General features: G+C 73.4%; 17 protein-coding genes. 3 read left to right on the top strand and 14 right to left on the bottom strand.

Annotation, left to right across the window (positions count from 1 at the left end; all coding sequences use genetic code 11):
• Positions 1-140: 140 nt before the first annotated feature.
• From B7R87_RS25105 to rimP, 3 genes are all read right to left on the bottom strand, one after another.
• The gene (locus B7R87_RS25105; RefSeq protein WP_078902105.1) at positions 141-428 is read right to left on the bottom strand and encodes a YlxR family protein; all 288 of its coding nucleotides are present in this window, start codon (positions 426-428) and stop codon (positions 141-143) included.
• 184 nt (positions 429-612) lie between these two features.
• Complete coding sequence (nusA, locus tag B7R87_RS25100; RefSeq protein WP_006346241.1) at positions 613-1626, bottom strand: transcription termination factor NusA; 1014 nt, start codon at positions 1624-1626, stop codon at positions 613-615.
• 2 nt (positions 1627-1628) lie between these two features.
• On the bottom strand, positions 1629-2126 hold the full coding sequence (gene rimP, locus B7R87_RS25095; protein ID WP_006346242.1) for a ribosome maturation factor RimP: 498 nt from the start codon (positions 2124-2126) through the stop codon (positions 1629-1631).
• Between the two features lie 235 nt (positions 2127-2361).
• Here rimP and B7R87_RS25090 point away from each other — a divergent pair, with 235 nt between their 5' ends.
• The 3 genes from B7R87_RS25090 to B7R87_RS25080 are packed head-to-tail and all read left to right on the top strand — an operon-like array spanning position 2362 to position 4287.
• Positions 2362-2895, top strand: a complete 534-nt coding sequence (locus B7R87_RS25090; protein WP_408647310.1) for a hypothetical protein — start codon at positions 2362-2364, stop codon at positions 2893-2895.
• Positions 2892-3347: a ferritin-like domain-containing protein gene (locus B7R87_RS25085; protein WP_130585174.1), complete on the top strand. Its 456-nt coding sequence runs from the start codon at positions 2892-2894 to the stop codon at positions 3345-3347. Before B7R87_RS25090 ends, B7R87_RS25085 begins: the two co-directional genes overlap by 4 nt.
• Before the next feature lie 37 nt (positions 3348-3384).
• A complete protein-coding gene (locus tag B7R87_RS25080) occupies positions 3385-4287 on the top strand; it encodes an aminoglycoside phosphotransferase family protein (protein WP_006346244.1) in 903 nt (300 codons plus the stop codon).
• Between the two features lie 738 nt (positions 4288-5025).
• On the opposite strand, the gene B7R87_RS25075 is transcribed toward B7R87_RS25080, so the two are convergent.
• The 11 genes from B7R87_RS25075 to B7R87_RS25025 all read right to left on the bottom strand — a co-directional run bounded on the left by B7R87_RS25075 (position 5026) and on the right by B7R87_RS25025 (position 23175).
• Positions 5026-6723, bottom strand: a complete 1698-nt coding sequence (locus B7R87_RS25075; RefSeq protein WP_006346245.1) for a proline--tRNA ligase — start codon at positions 6721-6723, stop codon at positions 5026-5028.
• 74 nt (positions 6724-6797) lie between these two features.
• Complete coding sequence (locus tag B7R87_RS25070; protein ID WP_006346246.1) at positions 6798-7367, bottom strand: GNAT family N-acetyltransferase; 570 nt, start codon at positions 7365-7367, stop codon at positions 6798-6800.
• Between the two features lie 92 nt (positions 7368-7459).
• The gene (locus B7R87_RS25065) at positions 7460-8305 is read right to left on the bottom strand and encodes a GNAT family N-acetyltransferase (protein ID WP_040913924.1); all 846 of its coding nucleotides are present in this window, start codon (positions 8303-8305) and stop codon (positions 7460-7462) included.
• 1235 nt (positions 8306-9540) lie between these two features.
• Complete coding sequence (gene ispG / locus B7R87_RS25060; protein ID WP_006346248.1) at positions 9541-10698, bottom strand: flavodoxin-dependent (E)-4-hydroxy-3-methylbut-2-enyl-diphosphate synthase; 1158 nt, start codon at positions 10696-10698, stop codon at positions 9541-9543.
• A 177-nt stretch (positions 10699-10875) separates the two neighbouring features.
• Positions 10876-12177, bottom strand: a complete 1302-nt coding sequence (locus B7R87_RS25055; protein ID WP_040913925.1) for a M50 family metallopeptidase — start codon at positions 12175-12177, stop codon at positions 10876-10878.
• The gene (gene dxr, locus B7R87_RS25050; RefSeq protein ID WP_006346250.1) at positions 12174-13430 is read right to left on the bottom strand and encodes a 1-deoxy-D-xylulose-5-phosphate reductoisomerase; all 1257 of its coding nucleotides are present in this window, start codon (positions 13428-13430) and stop codon (positions 12174-12176) included. Before dxr ends, B7R87_RS25055 begins: the two co-directional genes overlap by 4 nt.
• 469 nt (positions 13431-13899) lie before the next feature.
• Complete coding sequence (locus tag B7R87_RS25045; protein WP_006346251.1) at positions 13900-15849, bottom strand: acyl-CoA dehydrogenase family protein; 1950 nt, start codon at positions 15847-15849, stop codon at positions 13900-13902.
• 281 nt (positions 15850-16130) lie between these two features.
• Positions 16131-17576, bottom strand: coding sequence for an aldehyde dehydrogenase family protein (locus B7R87_RS25040; protein WP_006346252.1), 1446 nt, complete (start codon positions 17574-17576; stop codon positions 16131-16133).
• Between the two features lie 185 nt (positions 17577-17761).
• Positions 17762-18745, bottom strand: a complete 984-nt coding sequence (locus B7R87_RS25035) for an EamA family transporter (RefSeq protein ID WP_006346253.1) — start codon at positions 18743-18745, stop codon at positions 17762-17764.
• A 288-nt stretch (positions 18746-19033) separates the two neighbouring features.
• Positions 19034-20653 carry a PucR family transcriptional regulator gene (locus tag B7R87_RS25030; protein WP_130585175.1) on the bottom strand — a complete coding sequence of 540 codons (1620 nt, stop codon included), beginning with the start codon at positions 20651-20653 and terminating at the stop codon, positions 19034-19036.
• 200 nt (positions 20654-20853) lie between these two features.
• Positions 20854-23175 (bottom strand): ATP/GTP-binding protein, encoded by a 2322-nt coding sequence (locus B7R87_RS25025; protein WP_233168920.1) that lies wholly within the window; start codon positions 23173-23175, stop codon positions 20854-20856.
• Positions 23176-23350 lie beyond the last annotated feature (175 nt).

Genomic DNA, 23350 nt, shown 5'->3' with positions numbered 1-23350 from the left:
TTTGAGGTCCGGATTACCGCCGGACCGTCGCTACTTCATGGGCGTACTCATCGCGTACTCATCGAGTGCTCATCGCAATCTCGACCTACTTCCGACTCGCGAGGTACCTGACCGCACGGGGTCCCGTGCCGTACTTCTTCTTACTCGTCCTGCTCCGTCACCGCCTGCACGTGCAGACGGAGTGCGGCCGTGTCGAGCGGGCCCTCGGACCTGAGGGCCCGGGGAAACGCCCGGCGGCGGACCGCCTGGTCGAGACAGACCACGGCGGGGTGTACATACGCACCCCGGCCGGGCAGCGTACCGCGATCATCGGGGACGCACTCGTCCCCGATTCTCACGATGCGCAGAAGGTCGCTCTTGGCCGCCCGCTCGCGGCAGCCCACACACGTACGTTCTGGGCATGCGCCGACATGCGTCCGGCCAGACACGGCTAAGTCTACCTCCCCATAGCGACCTCACCCGTTTGGGGCAAAAATCGAACACTCATCTGTCTCGTTCGGCCACGGTGGGTGGCCGCGGGGTGCCGTTCCGGCCGGAGCCGGTGGACCACCGGACCGTGATCCCGCAGTCCCGTAGCCCCGGGGGGCCGGGGTACGGAGCCTGTCGTGCGGGTCAGCGGCCGTTCTGCTCCGTGGGGGCATCGGCGGGCTGCTCGGTGTCCGAGCGGATGTCGATGCGCCAGCCGGTGAGGCGCGCGGCGAGCCGGGCGTTCTGCCCTTCCTTGCCGATCGCCAGGGAGAGCTGGTAGTCGGGGACGGTGACCCGGGCCGAACGGGCCCCGAGGTCCACGACCTCCACCTTGCTGACCCGGGCCGGGGAGAGCGCGTTCGCCACCATTTCGGCCGGGTCGTCCGACCAGTCGACGATGTCGATCTTCTCGCCGTGCAGTTCGGCCATCACATTGCGGACCCGGCCGCCCATCGGGCCGATGCAGGCGCCCTTGGCGTTCAGCCCGGACCGGGTGGAGCGGACCGCGATCTTGGTGCGGTGGCCGGCCTCGCGGGCGATGGCGGCGATCTCGACGCTGCCGTCCGCGATCTCGGGGACCTCCAGCGCGAAGAGCTTCTTCACCAGGCTCGGGTGGGTGCGGGAGAGGGTGACGGACGGACCGCGCACACCCTTGGCCACCCGGACGACATAGGTGCGCAGCCGCAGCCCGTGGGTGTACTCCTCGCCGGGGACCTGCTCCTGCACCGGCAGGATGGCCTCCAGCTTGTCGTCCAGCTTGACCAGGACGTTCTTCGGGTCCTTGCCCTGCTGCACCTGGCCGGAGACGATATCGCCCTCCCGGCGGGCGTACTCGCCGAAGGTGACGTCGTTCTCGGCGTCCCGCAGCCGCTGCTGGATGACCTGGCGGGCCGTGGTCGCGGCGATCCGGCCGAAGTCGGTCGGGGTGTCGTCGAAGTCCTTGGGCTCCTGGCCCTCCGGCACGTCGGCCGGGTCCTCCTTCGCCCAGACGGTCACATGGCCGGTGTCCCGGCTCAGCACGACCCGGGCCTGGCGGCGGCTGTCCGGGGTGCGGTGGTACGCGATGAGGAGGGCCGACTCGATCGCCTCGACCAGCAGGTCGAAGGGAATCTCCTTCTCCTGTGCCAAGCCCTTCAGGAGCTTTACGTCGATGTCCACGGCTACGCCTCCTCTTCCTTCTTGTCCTTGCGGTTGAACTCGATCTCGACACGCGCCCCGGCGATCTCGCCGAAGGCGATCCGGCGGGCGGTCGGCTTGCGACCCTTGACCCCCGGAACCTCGGCGTCCACCCCGTCCTCGTCCACGGCGAGCACCCGGGCGACCAAGTCGTCGCCCTCGTGGAGGCGGAACTTCACCAGACGGCCGGCGGCGCGCACATAGTGGCGCGGCTCGGTCAGCGGGCGGTCGGCGCCGGGCGAACCGACTTCGAGGGTGTACTCCTCCTCGCCCATCACATCGGAGGCGTCGAGCGCGCCGGAGATGTCACGGCTCAGCTCGGCACAGGCGTCGAGGGTGACGCCCTCGTCGGAGTCGACCACGATTCTCAGCTGACGGCGACGGCCCGCCCGGGTCACCTCGATCTCTTCGAGATCCAGTCCGGCGGCGCTGACGAGCGGATCCAGCAGCGCTCGCAGCCTCTCGCTCTGGGTGGTGCTCATCCGGGTGACTCCTCGGCCGCGTGTGCTGTTGTGGGTCCGTCGCGTCCGTGCGGGGTGCCGTCACGGATGGTCGCGTGTCAGATCAAAGGGTATCCGGTCCGGAAGGGTGTTGCCGTCCACCCGAGGGGGACCCGCGGGTACGCTCGCCTGCGGCGATGATCATCACGGAACCACCGACGGATTAAGGGAGAGACGCGTGAGGCGCCCGGGAACGACGAGACGAAGAGCGCTCGCAGTGACGGGCGCGACAGCAGGTGCGGTGGTGGCAGGGGCGCTCTCGGGCTGCTCGGGTGAGCCGTCGGAGCCGGGCGGACGCGACCGCGCGCACGGTGCCGAGGGGGCGCGTGAACGCGGAAGCGCGCCGGGTTCGTCCGAGGTCTCGGCGGCGGCGGACACGGCCCTGAGGAAACGGTTGGCCGCATCCGGCGGAGCGCTCCGGGACCGGTACGACGCGGTGATCGCCGCACATCCGGCGCTGGCCGGACGGCTGGCGCCACTGCGGGCCGCGTCCGCCGCGCACGCCACCGCCCTCGGCGGCGCCCCCGCGGGGGCCGGAGGAGCCCCGGCGGTGGTCCCGCCCGATCCCGCGGCGGCGCTCACGGAGCTGGCCGCCACGGAGCGCCGGTCCTCCGCCGCCCACACCACCGCCCTCGCCGGAGCCGGACCCGAACTGGCACGGCTGCTCGCGTCGGTGGCCGCGGCCGGAGCCGCCAACGCCTATCTGCTGACCCGCCCCGCCGCGTCCGCGCCCGGGGGCGAGGGCCGATGAGCAGGGACCGGGAACCGCTGGCCGCCGTCCAGGCGGCGCTCGCCGCCGAACACGCGGCGGTGTACGGGTACGGAGTCGTCGGCGCCCGCATCGGCACGGCCCGGCAGCCCGAGGCCCGGGCCGCCCACACCGCGCACCGGGCCCGCCGGGACGCCCTGATCCGGGCCGTCCGCGACCTCGGCGGCACCCCCGTGGCCGCCGCACCTGCCTACGCCCTGCCCTTCCCCGTACCGGACGCCGCAGCCGCCGGGCGCCTCGCGGCCCATCTGGAGGACCGGACCGCCGGCGCCTGCTCCGACCTGGTCAGGGCCGCGCAGGGGGCCCTGCGGACCGAAGCGGCGGCCGCACTGCGGGAGGCGGCGGTGCGGTCCGTGCGCTGGAGCGGCACCGGCGTAGCCTTTCCTGGGCTCGTCGAGCGTTCGGCGGCCACCGGCCGACCGGCCGGAGCGTAGGAGTGCCCACACGGGCATGAGAGGAAGTCGCACAGGCATGGATTTCGAAGCGCCCCGGCGTCTGGTGCGGGCGCTCGCCGAAGGCGACAGCACACAGGAAGACGCACTCTGGCTCACCCGGCTGCCGGAGCTGCTCGCCCGCACGGTCGAACAGACCGGACTGGTCGTCGAGCGGGTGGTGGCACCCGGCGGCCGCGGCAGCCTCGTCGTCCTCGTACACCTCCCCGACGGCACCCCCGCAGCCCTGAAACTCGCCCCGCCGTCGGCCGCGACCGGCCACGAACGGACCGCCCTGGAAACCTGGGACGGCTCCGGGGCCGTCCGGCTCCTCGGCGACGCGGGCCCCACCGGTCTGCTGCTGGAACGGCTCCACCCCGAAGTGTCCGTACGCTCCTTGCCCGAAGCCAAAGCCGTCCTGGAGGCCTCGGGCACCCTGCGCAGGCTCTGGGCCCCGCCGCCTCCCGGGCACGGCCTCCCGTCCGTGGCGGACCGCACAGCCGCCGCGGCGGAGCGTCTGCGGGCCGCGGACCCCGGCGACACCGTGGCGCCCCTGATCGACGCGGCCCTTGCCGTACGGGAGGAGCTGCTGGCCGCCGGGGAACCCGAGGCCTTCCTGCTGCACGGCTGCTTCCACCAGGGCAAGGTGCTGGCCGGTGACCGGGCCCCGTGGCTCGCGGTCGGGCCCTCACCGCTCGTCGGGGAACGGGCCTACGACCTGGCGCGGCTGGCCCGGGACCGCGCGGAGGACCTGGTCGCCACCACCGCGGGCCCCTCGACGGCCCGCCGCCGGGTGGGGCGCCTCGCCGACTCGCTGGACCTGGACCGGGACCGGGTCCTCGGCTGGACGCTGTTCCGCACGGTGACGGCGGCGGTCGCGGCGATGCGCGCGGACCGCGCGCGGGAAGCGGAACCGCTGCTGGAGTTCGCGTCCTGGCTGTAGCGCGTCCCGCTAGGGCGCGGTGCGTTTTCCGGCTGCGGGCCGGTGGGGGCTGGTCGCGCAGTTCCTCGCGCCCCTTTTTGGGCTGCCCGTCCCTGCGGTGTGCGGGTCCTCCGGTGGTCGAGTTGCGTTACTCCGTGGGGTAGGCGCGGGGTCTTGTCGGGTGCGGCCGGGTCGGTGGCCTCCGGGCTCACCTCCTCGCCACGGGCGATGCACTGCCCCGAAGCGCGTCCGGTCTTGTCGCCCATGGCTGCGGGGGCGACCCTGCACCCCCCTCCGGAGATCACCCGACTTGACCCCGGAGACAAGGAGTCCGCCCGGTCACCCACCAAGCGGTCCCCGCAGATCAGGGGGTGCCTGTGCCCCGAGAAGGGGATATCTCCCCGGGCGGTGATCAGGAGAGTTCCGCCTCCCCGGTGACGCGCGACATCACCGGGGACCTCGCGGGCTGATCAGGTCGGGATCACGTGGGAGGGGGGTGCAGGGTCGCCCCCGCAGTGGACCTGCGACAAGCACGGTTTGCCGGAGGGCAGTGCATCGCAGGCCGCGAGGAGGTGAGCCCGGAGGCCACCGACCCAGCCGAACCCGGCAGGACCGGTGACCTACACCACGGAGTGCGGGACTCAACCGCACAAGAGACCTGCACCGGGCAGGGCGCGCACCCCGCGGGAGCAGGGACACCGGCGCCCGCGGCCCAACGCGCCCGCACCCCCGGGGCACGACCACCCCCGGGCCCGGGGGCTACGACGAGAGACGGGCGATCGCCTCCGCCAGCGGGAGCTCCTCGCGCTCACCCGTGCGGCGGTCCTTCAGCTCCACCACGCCCTCGGCCACCCTGCGGCCGGCGACCAGGATCTTCGGGACGCCGATCAGTTCCGCGTCGGTGAACTTGACGCCCGGGGAGACCCCGGGGCGCTCGTCGACCAGGACCCGCAGGCCCGCCGCCGCCAGCTGCTCGGCCGCTTCGAGGGCGAACTCGGTCTGGGCGGCCTTGCCCGCGGCGACCACGTGGACGTCCGCGGGGGCGATCTCCGCGGGCCAGCACAGGCCCTGCTCGTCGGCGGTCTGCTCGGCGAGTGCGGCGACGGCACGGGAGACCCCGATGCCGTACGAGCCCATCGTCACCCGCTCGGGCTTGCCGTTCCGGCCGAGGACGTCGAGCTGGAAGGCGTCCGCGTACTTGCGGCCCAGCTGGAAGATGTGGCCGATCTCGATGGCGCGGTCCAGCTTGAGGCCGTGGCCGCACTTGGGGCAGGGGTCGCCCTCCTCGACGACGACCACGTCCAGGTACTCGTCGACCTCGAAGTCGCGGCCGGCGACGACGTTGCGGGCGTGGAAGCCCTCCTCGTTGGCGCCGGTGATCCACGCCGTACCGGCGGCGATGCGCGGGTCGGCCAGGTAGCGGACCTTGTCGAGGCCCTGGGGGCCGACGTAGCCGCGGACCAGGTCGGGGCGGCCGGTGAAGTCGTCGGCGGTGACCAGTTCGACCTCGGCGGGGGCGAGGTGCTCGGCGAGCTTGCCGAGGTCGACCTCGCGGTCCCCGGGGACGCCGACGGCGACGATCTCGCCGTCGACCTTGACGAGGAGGTTCTTCAGGGTCGCCGAGGCGGGCACCCCGAGGTGGGCCGCGAGGGTTTCGATGGTGGGGGTGTCCGGGGTGTCCAGCCGCTCGACGGCCGGGTGCTCCGCCGTCTCGGCGGCGGGCACGGTGAAGGTGACGGCTTCCGTGTTGGCGGCGTAGTCGCAGGAGGTGCAGTGCACGAAGGTGTCCTCGCCGGCCGCGGCGGGCGCCAGGAACTCCTCGGACGCCGAGCCGCCCATCGCGCCGGAGACGGCGGAGACGATGCGGTGGTCGAGCCCGAGCCGCCGGAAGATCTTGATGTACGCCTCGCGGTGGAGCGCGTAGGACTCGGCCAGGCCCTCGTCGGTGGTGTCGAAGGAGTACGAGTCCTTCATCAGGAACTCGCGGCTGCGCAGGATGCCCGAACGGGGCCGCGCCTCGTCGCGGTACTTCGTCTGGATCTGGTAGAGGACGACCGGCAGGTCCTTGTAGGACGAGCACTGGTCCTTCACCAGCAGGGTGAAGATCTCCTCGTGGGTGGGGCCGAGGAGGTAGTCGGCGCCCTTGCGGTCCTTGAGCCGGAACAGCTCGGCGCCGTACTCGTCCCAGCGGCCGCTGGCCTCGTAGGGCTCCTTCGGCAGCAGCGCGGGGAGCGACACTTCCTGGGCGCCCGCGGCGTCCATCTCCTCGCGGACGACCCGGGTGATGTTGTCGAGGACGGCCTTGCCCAGCGGCAGCCAGGACCAGATGCCGGCCGCGTTGCGCCGGACGTACCCGGCGCGGACCAGGAGCTTGTGACTGAGGGTCTCCGCGTCTGCCGGGTCGTCGCGCAGTGTCTTGACCATCAGACGGGACATGCGCTGGACCTGGGCTGCCATGGGAATCTCCTGCGTGAACGACCTGAAGAAGGTGATGGGCAGGAGGTTAGCCGGGCGGCGGGGGCAGGCGGAAATCAGTTGCCGCGCGACAGCGGCAGCGGGGCGCCCATCACGGCGTACGGGCGGGGTGCGCTCGGGAAGTGGACGCGGCGCGCGAGATCCCGGTAGCCGAGGCTCCGGTAGAGGGCGCGGGCCGGGGATTCGGTGTCGATGGCGGACAGGATGGAGCGGGGTTGGGCGGCGCCGTCGGTGATGGCGGTGATCAGACCGCGCCCCAGGCCCCGCCCCTGAAAGCGGGGGTGGACGTGCAGTTCGGTGATGACGAACGAGTCGTCCAGCCAGGGTTCGCTGCCGGTGGTGCGGAGGTACGGCTCCACCACGGTGGACCACCAGTGGGCGCGGCTGTTGGGCATTCCGTACACGAAGCCGACGAGCCGTCCGGTGTCGGTGAGGGCGGCGAGGGCGCGGGCGCCCGGCTGGTGCAGATGGCGCTGGACGATGGGGCGGCGGACCTCGACCTCGGCATGGGTCAGTCCGAAGGCGAGTGCCTGCACCATCAGGGCCTCGTCGAGCCGGGCCGCGAGGTCGACCGGCTCGATGGTGGCGGCGGGGAGGTGGGGGACGCCCCCGAGGTCGGATGCCATGCGCGCACCCTACTGGCCCGGGCCGGTGCGACGGGCTGCGGTTTCCGTGCCGCGGGTGGCGCGGGAGGGCCGGGAGCGGGCCGGACCGGGGCTCAGAAGAGGATGCTCATGAACGCGCCGACCTCTCGGAAGCCGACCCTCCGGTAGGCGGCCCTGGCCGGGGTGTTGTAGTCGTTGACGTACAGGCTGACGACGGGGGCGACATCGGCGAGGGCGTATCGCAGTACGGCGGCCATCCCGGTCTCGGAGAGCCCGCGTCCGCGGTACTCGGGGTCGACCCAGACGCCTTGGATCTGGCAGGCCTGGGTGGTGGCCGCGCCGATCTCGGCCTTGAAGACGACCCGGCCGCCGTCGATGCGGGCGAAGGAGCGGCCGGAGCCGACGAGCTCGGCGACCCGGGCCTGGTAGAGGAGGCCGCCGTCGCCCGCCATCGGGGAGACTCCGACCTCCTCGGTGAACATGGCCACGCACGCGGGCATGATCACCTCCATCTCGTCCTTGCGGATGCGGCGGACGTGCGGATCGGGTTCGATATCGGGCGCGGTCGTCTCGGTCACCATCAGCGGCTGACGGGCGCGGATATCGCGGGCGGGGCCCCAGTGGGGTTCGAGGAGCCGCCAGAGCTGGGCGGTCGGCCCGGCCGGGCCGACGATGGAGGAGCAGCGGCGGCCGGTGCGGCGGGCCCGGTCGGCGAAGGCGCGCACGGCCTCGGGGGTGGCGCAGACGGGGACGAGGTTGGCGCCGGAGTAGCAGAGGGAGCGGAGCCGTCCTTCGGTGTACCAGCCCCACATCTCGCCGCCGAGGCGCCAGGGGTCGAGCCCGGCGACCTGGACCCGTGAGGTGACAAAAGCATTCTCCACGGGCTCGCTCTCCAGCACGGCGAGCGCGGCGCCGAGGTCGCTGGGTTCGAGGACCCGGGTGGTGGTCTGCGTCAACACGAAGGGGCCTCACCGTACGGTCTGCTGATCTCCGCACTGTACCCGCCGGGTGCCGCGGGTGCCGAGCGCACGAACACCGGTCCGCGGTCGCGGATGCGGGCGGTACGGGACGCGGGAGTTCCGGCGGCGGGGGCGGTACGGGGATGCTCTCCGCGCCCCGTGCGGCCGCGGGTTTCCGGTTGTCGGCGGCACGGGGAATCCGGTCGTGCTCGGGGCCGGTCGGCGTCCGCCGGGGGGGGTGGCTCCGCTCCGTGGGCCGTCACCGGACGGCGGTCCGGGCGCTTCGGGGGGCGGTCCCGGCACCCGGAACCGGCGGTGCCGAGCCCTGCGGGCGGCGGGGCGACCAGAGCTCCGGCCTGTCCGGTTGTCCGGTGCCGCGCCCTGCGGGGCCGCAAGACGGCCATGCCCCGAGCCCACCGGCTGTCCCGCCTCCCGAGCCCCGCAAGGCCGCAAGACGGCCGTACCCCGACCCGACCGGCTGTCCCACGTCCCGAGCCCCGCGGGGCCGCAAAGCGACCGTGCCCCGACCCGACCGGCTGTCCCGGTGCCGAGCCCTGCGAGGCCGCCAGGCGATCGTGCCCCGAGCCGACCGGCTGTCCCGGTGCCGAGCCCCGGCGGGCGAGGCACCAGCGCCGGGGTCTGAAGGCTCCTGGTCGCCGCCGGAGCAGCCCGGCGACACCGGCTCCCGGGCCCTGCGGTTCCGGGATACCCCGTCTCCGGGGCGACTCCGGAATCCCGCGACGGTCCCGCGCCCGGGGTTGCGTCCGCCGGGGGGGCTCCGCTCCGTGGAGCCCACACCGGACGGCGGTCCGGGCGGTCCCGGGGCGTCCCCGACCCCGAACCGGCGGCGCCGGGTGCTGCCGACCGCCAGGCGACCCGGGCTCCGACCCGTCCGGCTGTCCCGGCACGAGCCCCGCGGGGCCGCAAAGCGACCGTGCCCCGGTCCGCGTCCGCCCCGTGGAGCCGTTTCCGGGCGGTACCGGAGGGGCGGTCGCGGCGCCCGGAAACAGCGGCATCGAGCCCGGCGGTGCCGCGCGGCGGGCCCGGGGCGGTCCGTTCGGCCGTGCCCGGGGCCGGCCGCACCGGACTCGGAACGGCTGGAGCCCGGGAGACCCGTGAGAGGGCCCGGCCGCGTACGGCCACCGCCGTGGCAGGTACCGCCACGGCGGCCGCCTCCCGGGCGGAGAAACCCGGGCTCAGGGGCCGGGGCCCTGCGATGCTCCCCCCGCAGGGGGTCAGGCGCCGATGGCGACCGTCGGTTCGCCCGAGGCGACGCCGTCCTTCTCCATCTGCTCCGCGATCTTCATCGCCTCTTCGATCAGGGTCTCGACGATCTTCGACTCGGGGACGGTCTTGATGACCTCGCCCTTGACGAAGATCTGGCCCTTGCCGTTGCCGGAGGCGACGCCGAGGTCGGCCTCGCGCGCCTCGCCCGGGCCGTTGACGACACAGCCCATGACGGCGACCCGCAGCGGGACCTCCATGCCCTCCAGACCGGCGGTGACCTCGTCGGCGAGCTTGTAGACGTCGACCTGGGCGCGGCCGCAGGAGGGGCAGGAGACGATCTCCAGACGCCGCTGGCGCAGATTGAGCGATTCGAGGATCTGGATGCCGACCTTGACCTCCTCCGCGGGCGGGGCGGAGAGGGAGACCCGGATGGTGTCGCCGATGCCCTCGCTGAGGAGCGCGCCGAACGCCACCGCGGACTTGATGGTGCCCTGGAACGCCGGACCGGCCTCGGTGACGCCGAGGTGGAGCGGGTAGTCGCACTGGGCGGCCAGCTGCCGGTAGGCGTTGACCATCACGACGGGGTCGTTGTGCTTGACGGAGATCTTGATGTCGCGGAAGCCGTGCTCTTCGAAGAGGGACGCCTCCCAGAGCGCGGACTCGACCAGCGCCTCCGGGGTGGCCTTGCCGTACTTCTGGAGCAGACGGCGGTCCAGGGAGCCGGCGTTGACGCCGATCCGGATCGGGGTGCCCGCCTCGCCCGCGGCCTTGGCGATCTCCTTGACCTGGTCGTCGAACTGCTTGATGTTGCCGGGGTTGACCCGGACCGCCGCGCAGCCGGCGTCGATCGCGGCGAAGACGTACTTCGGCTGGAAGTGGATGTCGGCGATCACCGGGATCTGGGACTTGCGGGCGATCACGGCGAGGGCGTCGGCGTCGTCCTGGGTCGGACAGGCGACCCGGACGATCTGGCAGCCGGACGCGGTCAGCTCGGCGATCTGCTGGAGGGTGGCGCCGATGTCGGAGGTCCTGGTGGTGGTCATGGACTGGACCGAGACGGGCGCGTCCCCGCCGACGGCGACTGATCCGACCTGGATCTTCCGGCTCACGCGGCGGTCCGCGAGCTTGGTCGGAACGGAAGGCATACCGAGAGAAATCGCGGTCATCAGCAGTGCTACCCCATGGTGTGGACGTGGCCCCGAAGAACGGCGGGCTCAGGCCATCGAGGTTACGGCACCGGGGTTGACGCGAGCACATCGCGCGCCCGAACCGCCCGAAGGTGACGGCGGCCGAGCGTGTGTGCGCTCGGCCGCCGTAGCCGGTTTCCCTAGGTCAACCGCCGATCAGGTGATTTTGACCGGATTGACGATATCGGCGACCAGAACCAGCAGGGTGAAGCAGATGAAGATGCCCGCGACGACATAGGCGACCGGCATCAGCTTGGCCACGTCGAACGGGCCGGGGTCGGGCCGCCGGAAGAGCCGGGCGATCCGGCGCCGTACGGACTCCCAGAGCGCCCCCGCGATATGGCCGCCGTCCAGCGGCAGCAGCGGCAGCATATTGAAGAGGAAGAGGGAGAGGTTGAAGCCCGCGAGCAGCATCAGGAACATCGCGAAGAGGTTCTGCGCGGGTGCGTCGAGGGTCATCACCTCGCCGCTGATCCGGGCCGCGCCGACCACGCCGACCGGGGAGTCGTCCTTGCGCTCGGCGTCGGCGAAGGCGGCGTTCCACAGGTCGGGGACCTTGGCGGGGAGCGCGATGATCGACTCGACGCCGTTCTGGAGCATGTCGCCCATGCGGTCGACGGAGGCGCCCAGGGAGAGCGGGAGGATCTCGGTCTTGGCGGCGAAGCCCAGATAGCCGGCCGGTACGTACTCGCCGGGGACGACCTCGCCGTCGGAGTCCTTCTTGGCCACCATGTTCTCGCGGAGGGTCGCGTTCAGGACGACTTCCTGTCCGCCGCGCTCGACGGTGATGGTGGCCGGGCCGATGGTGTCGCGGATCCGGTCGGAGAGGGTGGCCCAGTCCTTCACCGGTGTGCCGTTGAACGCGGTGATCCTGTCGCCGGTCTGCAGTCCGGCGGCCCGGGCGGGCGAGACGGGATCGCCCGCGGCGCAGGTGTCGCGGTCGGCGCTCTGCGAGATCACGCACTGCTGCACCCCGGCGACCTCGGTGGTCTGGGTGGAGAAGCCGAAGGTCATCGAGACGCCGAGGAAGATCGCGACGGCGAGCACCAGGTTCATAAAGGGCCCGGCGAACATCACGATCACGCGCTTCCACGGCCTGCGCGTGTAGAAGAGCCGGTTCTCGTCGCCGGGTTCCAGTTCCTCGTACGCGGCGGTCCTGGCGTCTTCGATCATGCCGCGCCACGGGGAGGTGGAGCGGGCCTCGACCCGTCCGTCGGCGCCCGGCGGGAACATGCCGATCATGCGGATGTAGCCGCCGAGGGGGACGGCCTTGATGCCGTACTCCGTCTCGCCCTTCTTCCGGGACCACAGGGTCGGCCCGAAACCGACCATGTACTGCGGTACCCGGATGCCGAACAGCTTGGCCGTCGACAGATGGCCCAGTTCGTGCCAGGCGATGGAGAACAACAGCCCGATCGCGAACATCGCGATGCCGAGCACCGTCAACAACATCGTCATGCGCGCGCCTCCGCCGTGGCTTTCGCCGCCAGTTCCCGGGCCCGGGCGCGGGCCCGGTCCTCCGCCTCCAGGACGTCTTCGACCGTCAGCCGGGTTCCCCTCGCGGGCACCCCGTGTTCGGTGACGACCTCCGTGACCGTATCCATGATTCCGTTGAACGGCAGCTTTCCGGCGAGGAACGCGTCCACGCACTCCTCGTTGGCGGCGTTGAACACGGCGGGGGCGGTACCGCCGAGTTCGCCGACGTGGCGGGCGAGTCCGACGGAGGGGAAGGCCTCGGTGTCCAGCGGGAAGAACTCCCAGGTGGAGGCCTTGGTCCAGTCGAAGGCGGGGGCGGCGTCCGGGATCCGCTCGGGCCAGCCGACGCCGATGGCGATGGGGCCGCGCATATCGGGCGGGGTGGCCTGGGCGAGGGTGGAGCCGTCGCTGAACTCCACCATGGAGTGGACGTACGACTGGGGGTGGACGACGACCTCGATACGGTCGAAGGGGATGTCGTACAGCAGATGTGCCTCGATGACTTCGAGGCCCTTGTTGACCAGGGTGGCGCTGTTGACCGTGATCACCGGGCCCATCGCCCAGGTGGGGTGCGCCAGGGCGTCGGCGGGGGTGACGGCGGCGAGCTCCGCGCGGGTACGGCCGCGGAAGGGGCCGCCGGACGCGGTGACCACCAGCTTGCGCACATCGGCGCGGGTGCCGGCGGCCAGCGCCTGGAAGAGCGCGGCGTGCTCGGAGTCCACGGGGATGATCTGACCGGGCCGGGCCAGCTCCTTGACCAGCGGCCCGCCGACGATCAGGGACTCCTTGTTGGCGAGGGCGAGGGTGCGCCCGGCCTTCAGCGCGGCGAGCGTCGGGGCCAGGCCGATGGAGCCCGTGATGCCGTTGAGCACGGTGTGGCAGTCGGTGGCGGCCAGTTCGGCGGCGGCGGCGGGCCCGGCGAGGATCTCGGGCTGCGGCTCGCTGCCGTATTCGGCGGACAGTGCCTCGCGCAGGGCCGGTACGGCGTCCTCCCGGGCCACCGCGACGGCCGCCACCCGCAGCGTCCTGGCCTGCTCGGCGAGGAGACCGACCCGGCCGCCCGCCGCGGAGAGCGCGGTCACCCGGAACCGGTCCGGGTTGCGCAGCACGAGGTCGATGGCCTGCGTGCCGATGGAGCCGGTCGAGCCGAGGACGACGAGGTCCCGCGGACCGGTGCCCGGGTCGGGCGCGAAGACGGTGTGCGGATCGGCGAGGGGGGATGGGCTGTCGCTCATGCCCCCATTGTGTCCGCAATACCGCCGACGGGGACCAGCGCGGGTCGGTCGGCGGCGCGGCGGGGCGGCCGGGCGAGCGGATTCGGCCCCGGAGGCCGGTTTCCGGGGGCCGTACAGCCGCGTGCAGAGCGCCTCCTGCGGCCGGTACCGCACCCGTTCGACGCGATGGGTCGGGAACCCGCGGCTACCGCTCATGGCCGCCCGGGGCGGAAGGCCGGCTTCCCGGGTAACCGGTTTCCGGGGCCGTACGCCCACCCGCAGGGCGCGGGTTCGGCTGCCTGTGCCGCCCGGGCGGGGATCCGCGTCCCGTACCGGCGGGGGGCCGGACGCGGATTCGTGTGCGGGAGCAGTCCGGAACCGGACACCCGGCCGCCCCGGGGGCTGAGGGCCGAGGGCTGAGGGCTGAGGGCTGAGGGCCGGATCGGCCCCCGGCCCTCTGCTGTGCCCCGCCGGGCGGCGGACGCCGACGTCAGGGGATCGGGCGGTGGACGTTTTCGCGGCGGGAGGGGCCGGGGGTGGCGTCGGCGATCCACGGGGCGTCCCCGCTGGGGTCGATCACGCCCTCCTCCAGCCAGGTGTACGCACCGGCCAGCACCTTGCCGACAACCTTGCGGTCGATGTCGTCGGTGTTCTTCCAGAGCCGTCCGAACAGCTCCTCCACCCGCAGCCTGGACTGCCGGCAGAACGCGTCGGCCAGCTGGTACGCCTCCCGGCCGTGGCCGGCCCCGCCGCCGCGCAGCAGCTCCGCGCGGACACAGGCGGCGCTCATCGCGAACAGCTCGGCGCCGATGTCGACGATCCGGCCGAGGAAGCCCTGTTTGGTCTCCATCCGGCCCTGCCAGCGGGCCATGCCGAGGAAGGTGGCGCGGGCGAGCCGGCGCGAGGCGCGTTCGGCGTACCGCAGATGGGTGCCCAGGTCGGGATGGCCGTCGGGGTGGAATTCCTGGTACGAGGTGGGGAGCCGCCCGGGCCCGGTGACGAGCTGCGGCAGCCAGCGGGCGTAGAACGCCCCCGCCTGGGCGCCCGCCTTCGCCTTGTCGCCCAGGGATGTGTCCGGGTCGATGAGCCCGCCCGCGACCTTGAGATGGGCGTCGACGGCCTCGCGGGCGATCAGCAGGTGCATGATCTCGGTGGAGCCCTCGAAGATGCGGTTGATCCGCAGATCGCGCAGGAGCTGTTCGGCGGCGACGGCCCGTTCGCCGCGGGCGGCCAGCGACTCTGCGGTCTCGAAGCCCCGGCCACCGCGGATCTGGACCAGTTCGTCGGCCATCAGGCAGGCCATTTCGGAGCCGTACAGCTTGGCGAGCGCGGCTTCGATACGGATGTCGTTGCGGTCCTCGTCGGCCAGCTGGGAGGCGAGGTCGACGACGGCTTCGAGGGCGAAGGTGGTGGCGGCGATGAAGGAGATCTTCGCGCCGACGGCCTCGTGGCGGGCGACCGGCCGGCCCCACTGCTCGCGGACGGCCGACCATTCGCGGGCGATCTTCAGACACCACTTCCCTGCGCCGACGCACATCGCGGGCAAGGAGAGCCGGCCGGTGTTGAGGGTGGTGAGGGCGATCTTCAGGCCCGCCCCTTCGGGACCGATCCGGTTGGCCGCCGGGACCCGGACCCGGTGGAAGCGGGTGACGCCGTTCTCCAGACCGCGCAGCCCCATGAAGGAGTTGCGGTTCTCGACGGTGATGCCTTCGCTGTTCGCCTCGACGACGAAGGCGGTGATCCCGCCGGGGTGGTCGTCCGACTTCGGCACCCGGGCCATCACCACCAGGAGGTCGGCGACGACGCCGTTGGTCGTCCACAGCTTCACTCCGTCGAGGACGTACGCATCGCCGTCCGGCAGGGCCGTGGTGGCCAGCCGGGCCGGGTCGGAGCCCACGTCCGGCTCGGTGAGCAGGAAGGCGGAGATGTCGTGGCGGGCCAGCCGGGGCAGGAAGGCGTCCTTCTGCTCCTGGGTGCCGAAGAGCTTCAGCGGCTGCGGTACGCCGATGGACTGGTGCGCGGAGAGCAGGGCGCCGATCGCGGGGCTGGCGGAGCCGACGAGGGCGAGCGCCTTGTTGTAGTAGACCTGGGTGAGGCCGAGGCCCCCGTACTTGGGGTCGATCTTCATGCCGAGCGCGCCGAGCTCCCGCAGCCCGTCGATGACCTCGTCGGGGATCCGGTCCTCCCGTTCGATCCGCGCGCCGTCGACCGAGGATTCGCAGAAGGCGCGGAGTCTGGAGAGGAACTCCTCGCCGCGCCGGACGTCCTCGCCCGCGGGGAGGGGGTGCGGGTGGATCAGGTCGAGCCGGAACCGTCCGAGGAACAGCTCCTTGGCAAAGCTCGGCTTGCGCCAGTCCTGTTCGCGGGCGGCCTCGGCGACCTGCCGGGCCTCCCGCTCGGTGACCCTGGGGGGCCGGTCCTTCTCCAGTGGTGCGGTCATGAGGTCCACCTCGCCGCGGTGTCGTGGTGCGGGCGTCGTCGGGTGCGGCCGGGCGGGCGCGGGCTCGCTACCGGCCGGTGCTACTGCCTCGTACTCCCTCGTACACCTTTCGTCCTACCCGATCCCCGGCGGGTGCACCATCCCGCCGGATCCGGTCGGGGGACGGCTTCCCGGGCGGTCCCGGCGCGCGGGGGACGGAACCCGCAGAACACAGCGGAAACACGGCGGCCGGAGCCCCCGCACAGCAGGGCTCCGGCCGCCGGGCCTGAAGGGAGCGGGTCTCAGAGGGCCAGGCCCGTGAGGACCAGCACCCGCTCGTAGGTGTAGTCGTCCATGGCGTACGCGACGCCCTCACGGCCGACGCCGGACTGCTTGGCGCCGCCGTACGGCATCTGGTCCGCACGGTAGGAGGGTACGTCGCCGACGATCACGCCGCCGACCTCCAGGGCGCGGTGGGCGCGGAACGCGGTCCGGACGTCGTGGGTGAAGACGCCCGCCTGCAGACCGTACTTGGAGTCGTTGACGGCCGCGAAGGCGGCTTCCTCGCCGTCCACCCGGGTGACGGTGAGCACCGGGCCGAAGACCTCCTCGCAGGAGATCGTGGTCCCGGCCGGGACGTCGGCGAGCACGGTCGGCGCATAGGTGGCGCCGTCGCGCTTGCCGCCCGCCAGCAGGGCGGCGCCCGCGGCGACGGCCTCGTCGACCCAGGACTCCACCCGGCGGGCGGCGTCCTCGCTGACCAGCGGGCCGACATCGGTGGCGGCGTCCGACGGGTCGCCGGTGACCTGGGCCTCGACGGCCGCGACGATCTTCGGCAGCAGCCGGTCGTAGACGGAGGCGTCGGCGATCACCCGCTGGACGGAGATGCAGGACTGGCCGCCCTGGTAGTTGGAGAAGGTCGCGATCCGGCTCGCGGCCCAGTCCAGATCGGCCTCGGATGACCAGTCGGCGAGGACGACGGCGGCGCCGTTGCCGCCCAGCTCCAGGGTGGTGTGCTTACGCGGCACCGAGTCCATGATCGCGTACCCGACGGGGCCGGAGCCGGTGAAGGAGATCACGGGCAGCCGCTCGTCCTGGACCAGGGCGGGCATCCGCTCGTTGGGGACGGTCAGCACGGACCAGGAACCGGCCGGGAGGTCGGTCTCGGCCAGCAGCTCGCCCAGGACCAGCGAGGAGATCGGGGTCGCCGGGGCGGGCTTGAGGATGATCGGCGCGCCGACGGCGATGGCCGGGGCGACCTTGTGGGCGCTGAGGTTCAGCGGGAAGTTGAACGGCGCGATGCCGAGGACGACGCCGCGCGGCACCCGGCGGGTGAGCGCGAGCCGGCCCGTGCCTCCGGCGTCGGTGTCCAGCCGCTGGGCGTCGCCGCCGTTGAAGCGGCGGGCCTCCTCGGCGGCGAACCGGAACACGGACACGGCGCGGCCGACCTCGCCGCGGGCCCACTTGATGGGCTTGCCGTTCTCGGCGGAGATGAGCTGCGCGATCTCCTCGGTGCGCTCGGCGAGCCGGCGCGAGACGTGGTCGAGGGCGGCGGCCCGGACATGGGCGGGGGTCGCGGCGAATTCGTCCCGTACGGCGTAGGCGGCGGCGACGGCCTCCTCGACCTGCTCCTCGGTCGGTACGGAGACCGTGCCGACGAGCCGTCCGTCCCACGAGTTGGTGACGTCGAACGAGGTCTCACCGGTGGCCTGGCGGCCGGCGAGCCAGAAGGCGTGGGTGGAGGTCATGTCCCGGCCCTTCCGAGGTAGGAGTTGGGGGTGTGCGGTCCCACGGTAGGTGCGGGAGGCCGCGGGGTCGTTTGTCCGGGGTGGAGTGGTCGGGCCCCGGGACCCGACGCTTTGGTGTAGCCATGGAGGTACGGGGCGACGCGGGGCTCCGGGCGGGATCTCCGGGCCGGGGGCCGGGGCGCGGTTCAGCGGCGGCGTTCGGTGCTCACGATCAGACAGACCGCGGCGACCACGATCCCGCCGCCGAGGAGGATCGGCCAGGTGACGGGCTCACTGAGGAACACGGCGCCGAGGAAGACCGCGACGACCGGGTTGACGTACGCATAGGTGGCGACCAGCGACAGCGGCGCGGAGTGCAGCAGCCAGGCGTAGGCGGTGAACGCCACCAGCGAGCCGAAGAGCACCAGGTAGGCGAGGGCCAGCCAGGAACGGGTGGAGACCTCGTCGACCGAGAAGCCGACGTGCTCGCCGCGGCCGAGCCCCACCAGGGCGCAGCCGATGCCGCCCGCGACCATCTCGTACGCGCTGGCGGTGAAGGGGTTGCCCGGCATCGGTATCCGGGAGGAGAAGAAGGAGCCCACGGACCAGCTCACGGTGGCCGCGATCACGATCAGTACGCCCCAGAGGCGGACGTCGCCGCTGAGTCCGGGCAGGGTGAGGACCGCGAGCCCGGCGAGGCCGATGGCGACACCGGCGTACGCCCGGCCGCCCGGCCGCTCGCCGGAGGCGCGGCGGAGCACGACGACCCAGGCGGGCACGATGGCGACGAGGAGCGCGGCGAGCCCGGAGGGGATGGCGGTCTCGGCGAGGACGACGAGGCTGTTGCCGCCGAGCAGGAGCAGCAGTCCGACGAGTACGGCGGAGCCGAGCTGCGCCCGGGTGACCTTGAGGGCGGCGGGGCCCTGCCGCCAGGCGACGATCGCTCCGAGGAGCACTCCGGCGAGCGCGAACCGGGCTCCGGCCGAGAGGAACGGCGGCAGGGTCTCGACGGTGATGGCTATGCCGAGGTAGGTCGAGCCCCAGACGACGTAAACGATGGCGAGGGCGCCCCAGACGGCGCCGGTGATCCGGCGTCCGGTGGGGGCGGTGCCCGTGGAGTCGGTGCCTGCGGGGAGGGCCGGTTCGGTACCGGCGGCGGGCAGGCTCGCGGCGGGGGCGGGTCGGGTCATCGAGGTCCTTCACGGGGCGCTCGGACGCGTCCGGGGCGGCCGGGCGTCCGGGAACGGAGGGGAGGGCGACGGAGCGGTCCCGAGCGGACCGAACGTCAGCAACGACGAGGACTTTAGGTACTGACAGGTGTTGCTGCCAAGAGTTCTGCCCGTCATCGGGCAGAAACCGGGGGATGAGGGGCATGCGGCACCGGCTGGGGCGCGGGGGCGGCTGCGGGGCTGGTCAGGGGGCGGCGCGGCGCTTTCGTACACCAGGGCCGTTGGGGACCGGGGCGCCGGGAGGCCGGGTCAGGCGCGGGGCGGGGGTTCCGTTGTCTTCAGGGCGAGCCAGAGCTCCATCCGGACGTCGGGATCGTCCAGGGAGCGGCCGAGGATCTCCTCCACGCGCCGCATCCGGTAGCGGAGCGTATGGCGGTGCACTCCGAGGTCCGCCGCCGCCGCGTCCCACTGTCCGTGGCGGGAGAGCCAGGCCCTCAGGGACGCCACGAGATCGCCGCGGCCGGTGGCATCGTGCTCGTACAGGGGCCGCAGCAGCCCGTCGGCGAAGGCCCGTACCGCATCGTCCGCGAGGAGGGGCAGGACGGAGCCCGCGACCAGTTCGCCGTGTTCGACGACGGCCAGGCCCCGGCGCCGGGCGACGGACAGCGCCTGTTCGGCCTGGCGGAGGGCGGCGGGCGCGGCGGCGGGGCCCGGACCGGCCGGGGTGGCGGCGGAGAGCCCGAGGTGCAGCGGCGGCTCTCCACCGTCGCCGGGGGATACCCCGGCCTGCGCGGGCTGCGCGGGCTGGTCCGGGTGCGTACCAGCGCAGGACTCCAGGGCCGCTCCCCCGTCGGCGGCCAGCACCACCAGCCGGCCGGCCGGTTCCCGTACGGCGATGACGGGCTCGCCCGCCCGCGATGCGGCGGACTCCAGCGACTCGGCCAGATTCCCGAGGACCTCGTCGGCGTCCGGCGCCGCGGGGTCGGCGGGTTCGGCGACGAGCACCCGGAAGGGGGCGTCGAGGAGGGTGTCGTACAGGTCTCCGGCGACCGAGCGGGCGTCGTCCGGGTGCCCGGCCAGCAGCATCCGCAGCACGGCAGCGCCGATCCGCCGCTCGGCGTGCCGGAGGGAGCGGGTCCGTTCGGTGGCGAGGGTGAGCAGGGCGATGGCGGCATGGACGGCGTACCGCTCGGCCGTACCGAGGGGTGCGCCGGTCCCCACCGCCAGCACACCGCGGACCCGGCGTCCGGTGCCCAGGGACTGGAGTTCGACGCGGTCGTTCCCGGTGCCGGTGTCGGCGACGACGACGCTGGCGGGCGCGGGCCGCTCCCGGAGCCGTTCGGCGTCGGCGGAGTGCAGGGCCGCCCGCCGGGCCGCCCAGTCGGGTGCGGCGGCGACGACGGCGCCGGAGGTGTCGTAGAGCGCCGCCCAGCCGTCGACGTAGCCGGCGAGCCGGGCGAGGACCGCACCGGGGCCGCCCGCGAGCGCGGCGCGGGTCAGCTCCCGCTGGGCCGCAAAGCCCGCGGTCACCGCACGGTACTGATCGGCCGCGATGGCTGCCGAGACCACCTTGCCGATGGCGAGGAACGGTGTCTTCCGGGGCACTTCGAGCAGCGGAAAGTCCGCTTCCCTCGCCGCTTCCAGCAGCGCGTCCGGTACGGCGTCGTGGTGGACGCCGACGGCGAATCCGAGCCCGACGACCCCGGCTTCCGTCAGCCGGCGGACATAGCGCCGCATGGCTTCGGGGTCGTGCACGTCGAGCCTGATCGCGGTGACGAGCAGCAGCTCCCCGCCCTCCAGATACGGCACGGGATCGGCCAGCTCGCTGACGTGCGCCCACCGCACCTCCCGGTCCAGCTCGTCCTCGCCCGCCCGGACGGTGAGCTTGAGCGCGGAGTGCTGGACCAGCGCGGCGAGCGTGAGGGGCATGGGACCGTGGGCCCTTCGGGGAGGGGGCGCCGGACGGGATACGGCGGCGCGCGGGAGAGGCAACAGGCATTGCGCCGTCGCGTATGAACGGCCTGCTCCGATTCTGCCAGGTCGTAGCAGTACGGCAGCCCGGGACGGGTCGACCGGGCGGTGGTGGGCAGGCGGCGTCCGGGGGCCGCCTGCCGTGATGCCGCGGCGGATCAGGTCCGGAGATCCACCAGCAGCGGCGGCGTATGGTCGCCCCCGACCGTCGTCAGCGAGAGCACCGCATGCCCGGCGGGAACCTGGTGCGCCAGATCGGAGGCGGACCAGCGGGCCCGCTCCACCTCGCGGACGGTGACCGCCTCCGCGGTCGCCGCCCGCCCGGTGACCAGGCGGCGCATCATGTGCAGGGCCTTGGTCAGCGGCTCGTCGGAGATGATCTGCCGGTTGGTGACGTCCCGGGTCTGTACCCACTCGGTGCCCCAGGCCTCGGCGAACCGGTTGCCGTCCCACGGCGCGAGCCCCGAGAACGCCATCCGGCAGCCCACCGCGCCGAGCAGCGGCCCGCGCAGCGGCTCCGGGACGTCCTCCAGGGTGCGCAGCGCGAGCACGACCCCCGCGTTGGCGGAGCGCAGCCGCTGGACGGCCCGGACGGAGTCCGCGGTGACGGTGTACGCGGCGTCGTCCAGGACCAGCGCGGCGAACAGGGACCGGTCGGACCGGGCCGGGGCAGCCTCCGTGAACTGGGCGAGCACCAGCCGGGCCACGATCCGGGACGCTTCGGCGTGGCCGCGCTCGGGCAGGTCGATCCGGACCCGCAGCGGATGCTCGACGGCGCGCAGCGAGAACTGGCGTCCGCTGCCGTCGGTACGGAAGGAACCGGCGAACGCGGGCCGGTCCAGGAACGCGATCCGCTCGGCGAGGAGCACGCCGATGTCGTCGGCGCGCGCCGACTGCCGCTCCCGGGCGTCCAGCTCCCGCAGCTGGGCAGCGGCCTCTGGGCCGCCCCGCGCCTCCAGGGCCGTGCGCAGGGCGCCGGACGCGGCGGGTGAGCCGCTCAGCAGCTCCCGGAGCTCCGGGACGGCCGGGAAGCGGCCGTGGACACTGCGGTACGGGCCGATCAGCTGGGCCAGCGCGGTCGCGGCCCGCCTGCCGTCACCGCCGGGGAGGGTGGCGGCGAGGTCGCCCACGAGTGCTTCGGCGAGGGTACGGGCCGCCTCGTCGGGGTCGTCGGAGCCGCCGTACAGGTCGAGGTCGTGGGTCGCCCCGGGGCGGCCCACGGCGATCACCAGGTCGAAGGCGTCGTCCGGGGCGAGCCCGGAGCCGTACGCGGTGACGGCGACGACGGCCGCGCGGTTGGCGAGGGCGTGCAGACAGAGCGACTCGACGACCGGCCGCATCAGCCGGACGCTCTTGCCGGAGCCGGAGGGGCCGACGGCGAGCAGGGAGGTGCCGAGGAGGGCGGGGTCGAGGGCGACGCCGGTGGTCCGGCGGGCGTAGGGATTGCGTTCGTTGTCGACCGCCGTGCCGATCCGCACCTGCCCGGTGGCGAGGTCGTGCAGGGCGCTGCGGACCGGGAGGTCCCGGACGCCGGAGGGGTGTGCGCAGGCGGCGGGGCCGTGGTCGCGGACGGCGCCGGTGAAGGCCGCGAGCCGGTCGGGACGGGCGCTCACCCCCTGCCAGGCGCGGCGGATCCGCGCGTAGTCGACATCACCGAGGGTGCCGCCGTGGACCGCCCGGGCCAGGCTCTCGGCGGCGTCACCGAGACCGGCGGCGCGGAGTTCGGGCCAGGTGGTGGGGTCCGATTCCGGCCCGGTGGCGGCCGGCGGTCGCCCGGCCTCCGCCCGGCGGGGCAGACGCCGGGCGACCGGCCAGGTCCCGGCCCTGGTGACCACCGCGACAACGGCCAGCGCGAGCAGCAGGTAGTGAACGTTGGACGCATAAACGGGCCAGGACCGCGGCGGCGAGAATGCCTCGCCGATGTCACGCAGGTCGAACCACACGCTCTGAATGAGGACGAACAGAGGCCACAGGGGTGCTCCGTAGCGGCGCCAGACCTCGGCCCAGTTCCCCACCCGGCCCATACCGACGGAGATGAGGCACAGCAGGATGCCGTAGTAGACGTTGGTCAGGGCGACGAAGACGCCGAAGTTCCCGGACCGTGGGCTGGTCCATTCATTGGGGGTCAGCCACTTCAACGGCAGCAGCCACCAGTTGTCGATGAAGATCCACCACCCCTCCAGGAACCCGTTCCACAGCAGCGACCACAGCAGCCACCCCACCAGGAACGCGATCAGCGCCCCGCTGAGAAGCTGGCGGCCGGGGACCAGGTCGGGGGCCTCGTCCGGGCGGGGGACATGGCCCGGGCGCCAGATGCCGGGGGCCGCCGGGGGGCGGGGGGTGCGCAGCCAGTCGGCGACGGCCGGGCGGGTGACGGGGGCGTGCCCCGGAACCGCGGGGACGGCAGGGGCAGCGGGAGGGGGCACGGCAGGGCGGGCCCGGTCCTCCGCAGGGCCGGGTGCGGGGGGCTGCGCGGGCATCGGCGGCGGCAGCGGCGCGGGTCGTGGACCCGCTCCGTGCGCGCCGTACCCTCCCGGCGTTCCGTACGCGTCGTGAGCACCCGAGGTACCCGAGGAATCCCTGTCCATGAACCGCTGCCCCCTGACCAGCCAGGCCCGCCTCCGTGCGGGCCCAATCTAGTGCCCCGGGGCGGGG

It is taken from the genome of Streptomyces tsukubensis, assembly GCF_003932715.1.
GTDB lineage: Bacteria > Actinomycetota > Actinomycetes > Streptomycetales > Streptomycetaceae > Streptomyces > Streptomyces tsukubensis.
The sequence above is the reverse complement of the archived record's forward strand: the minus strand, read 5'-3'. Positions and strand labels throughout refer to the sequence as shown.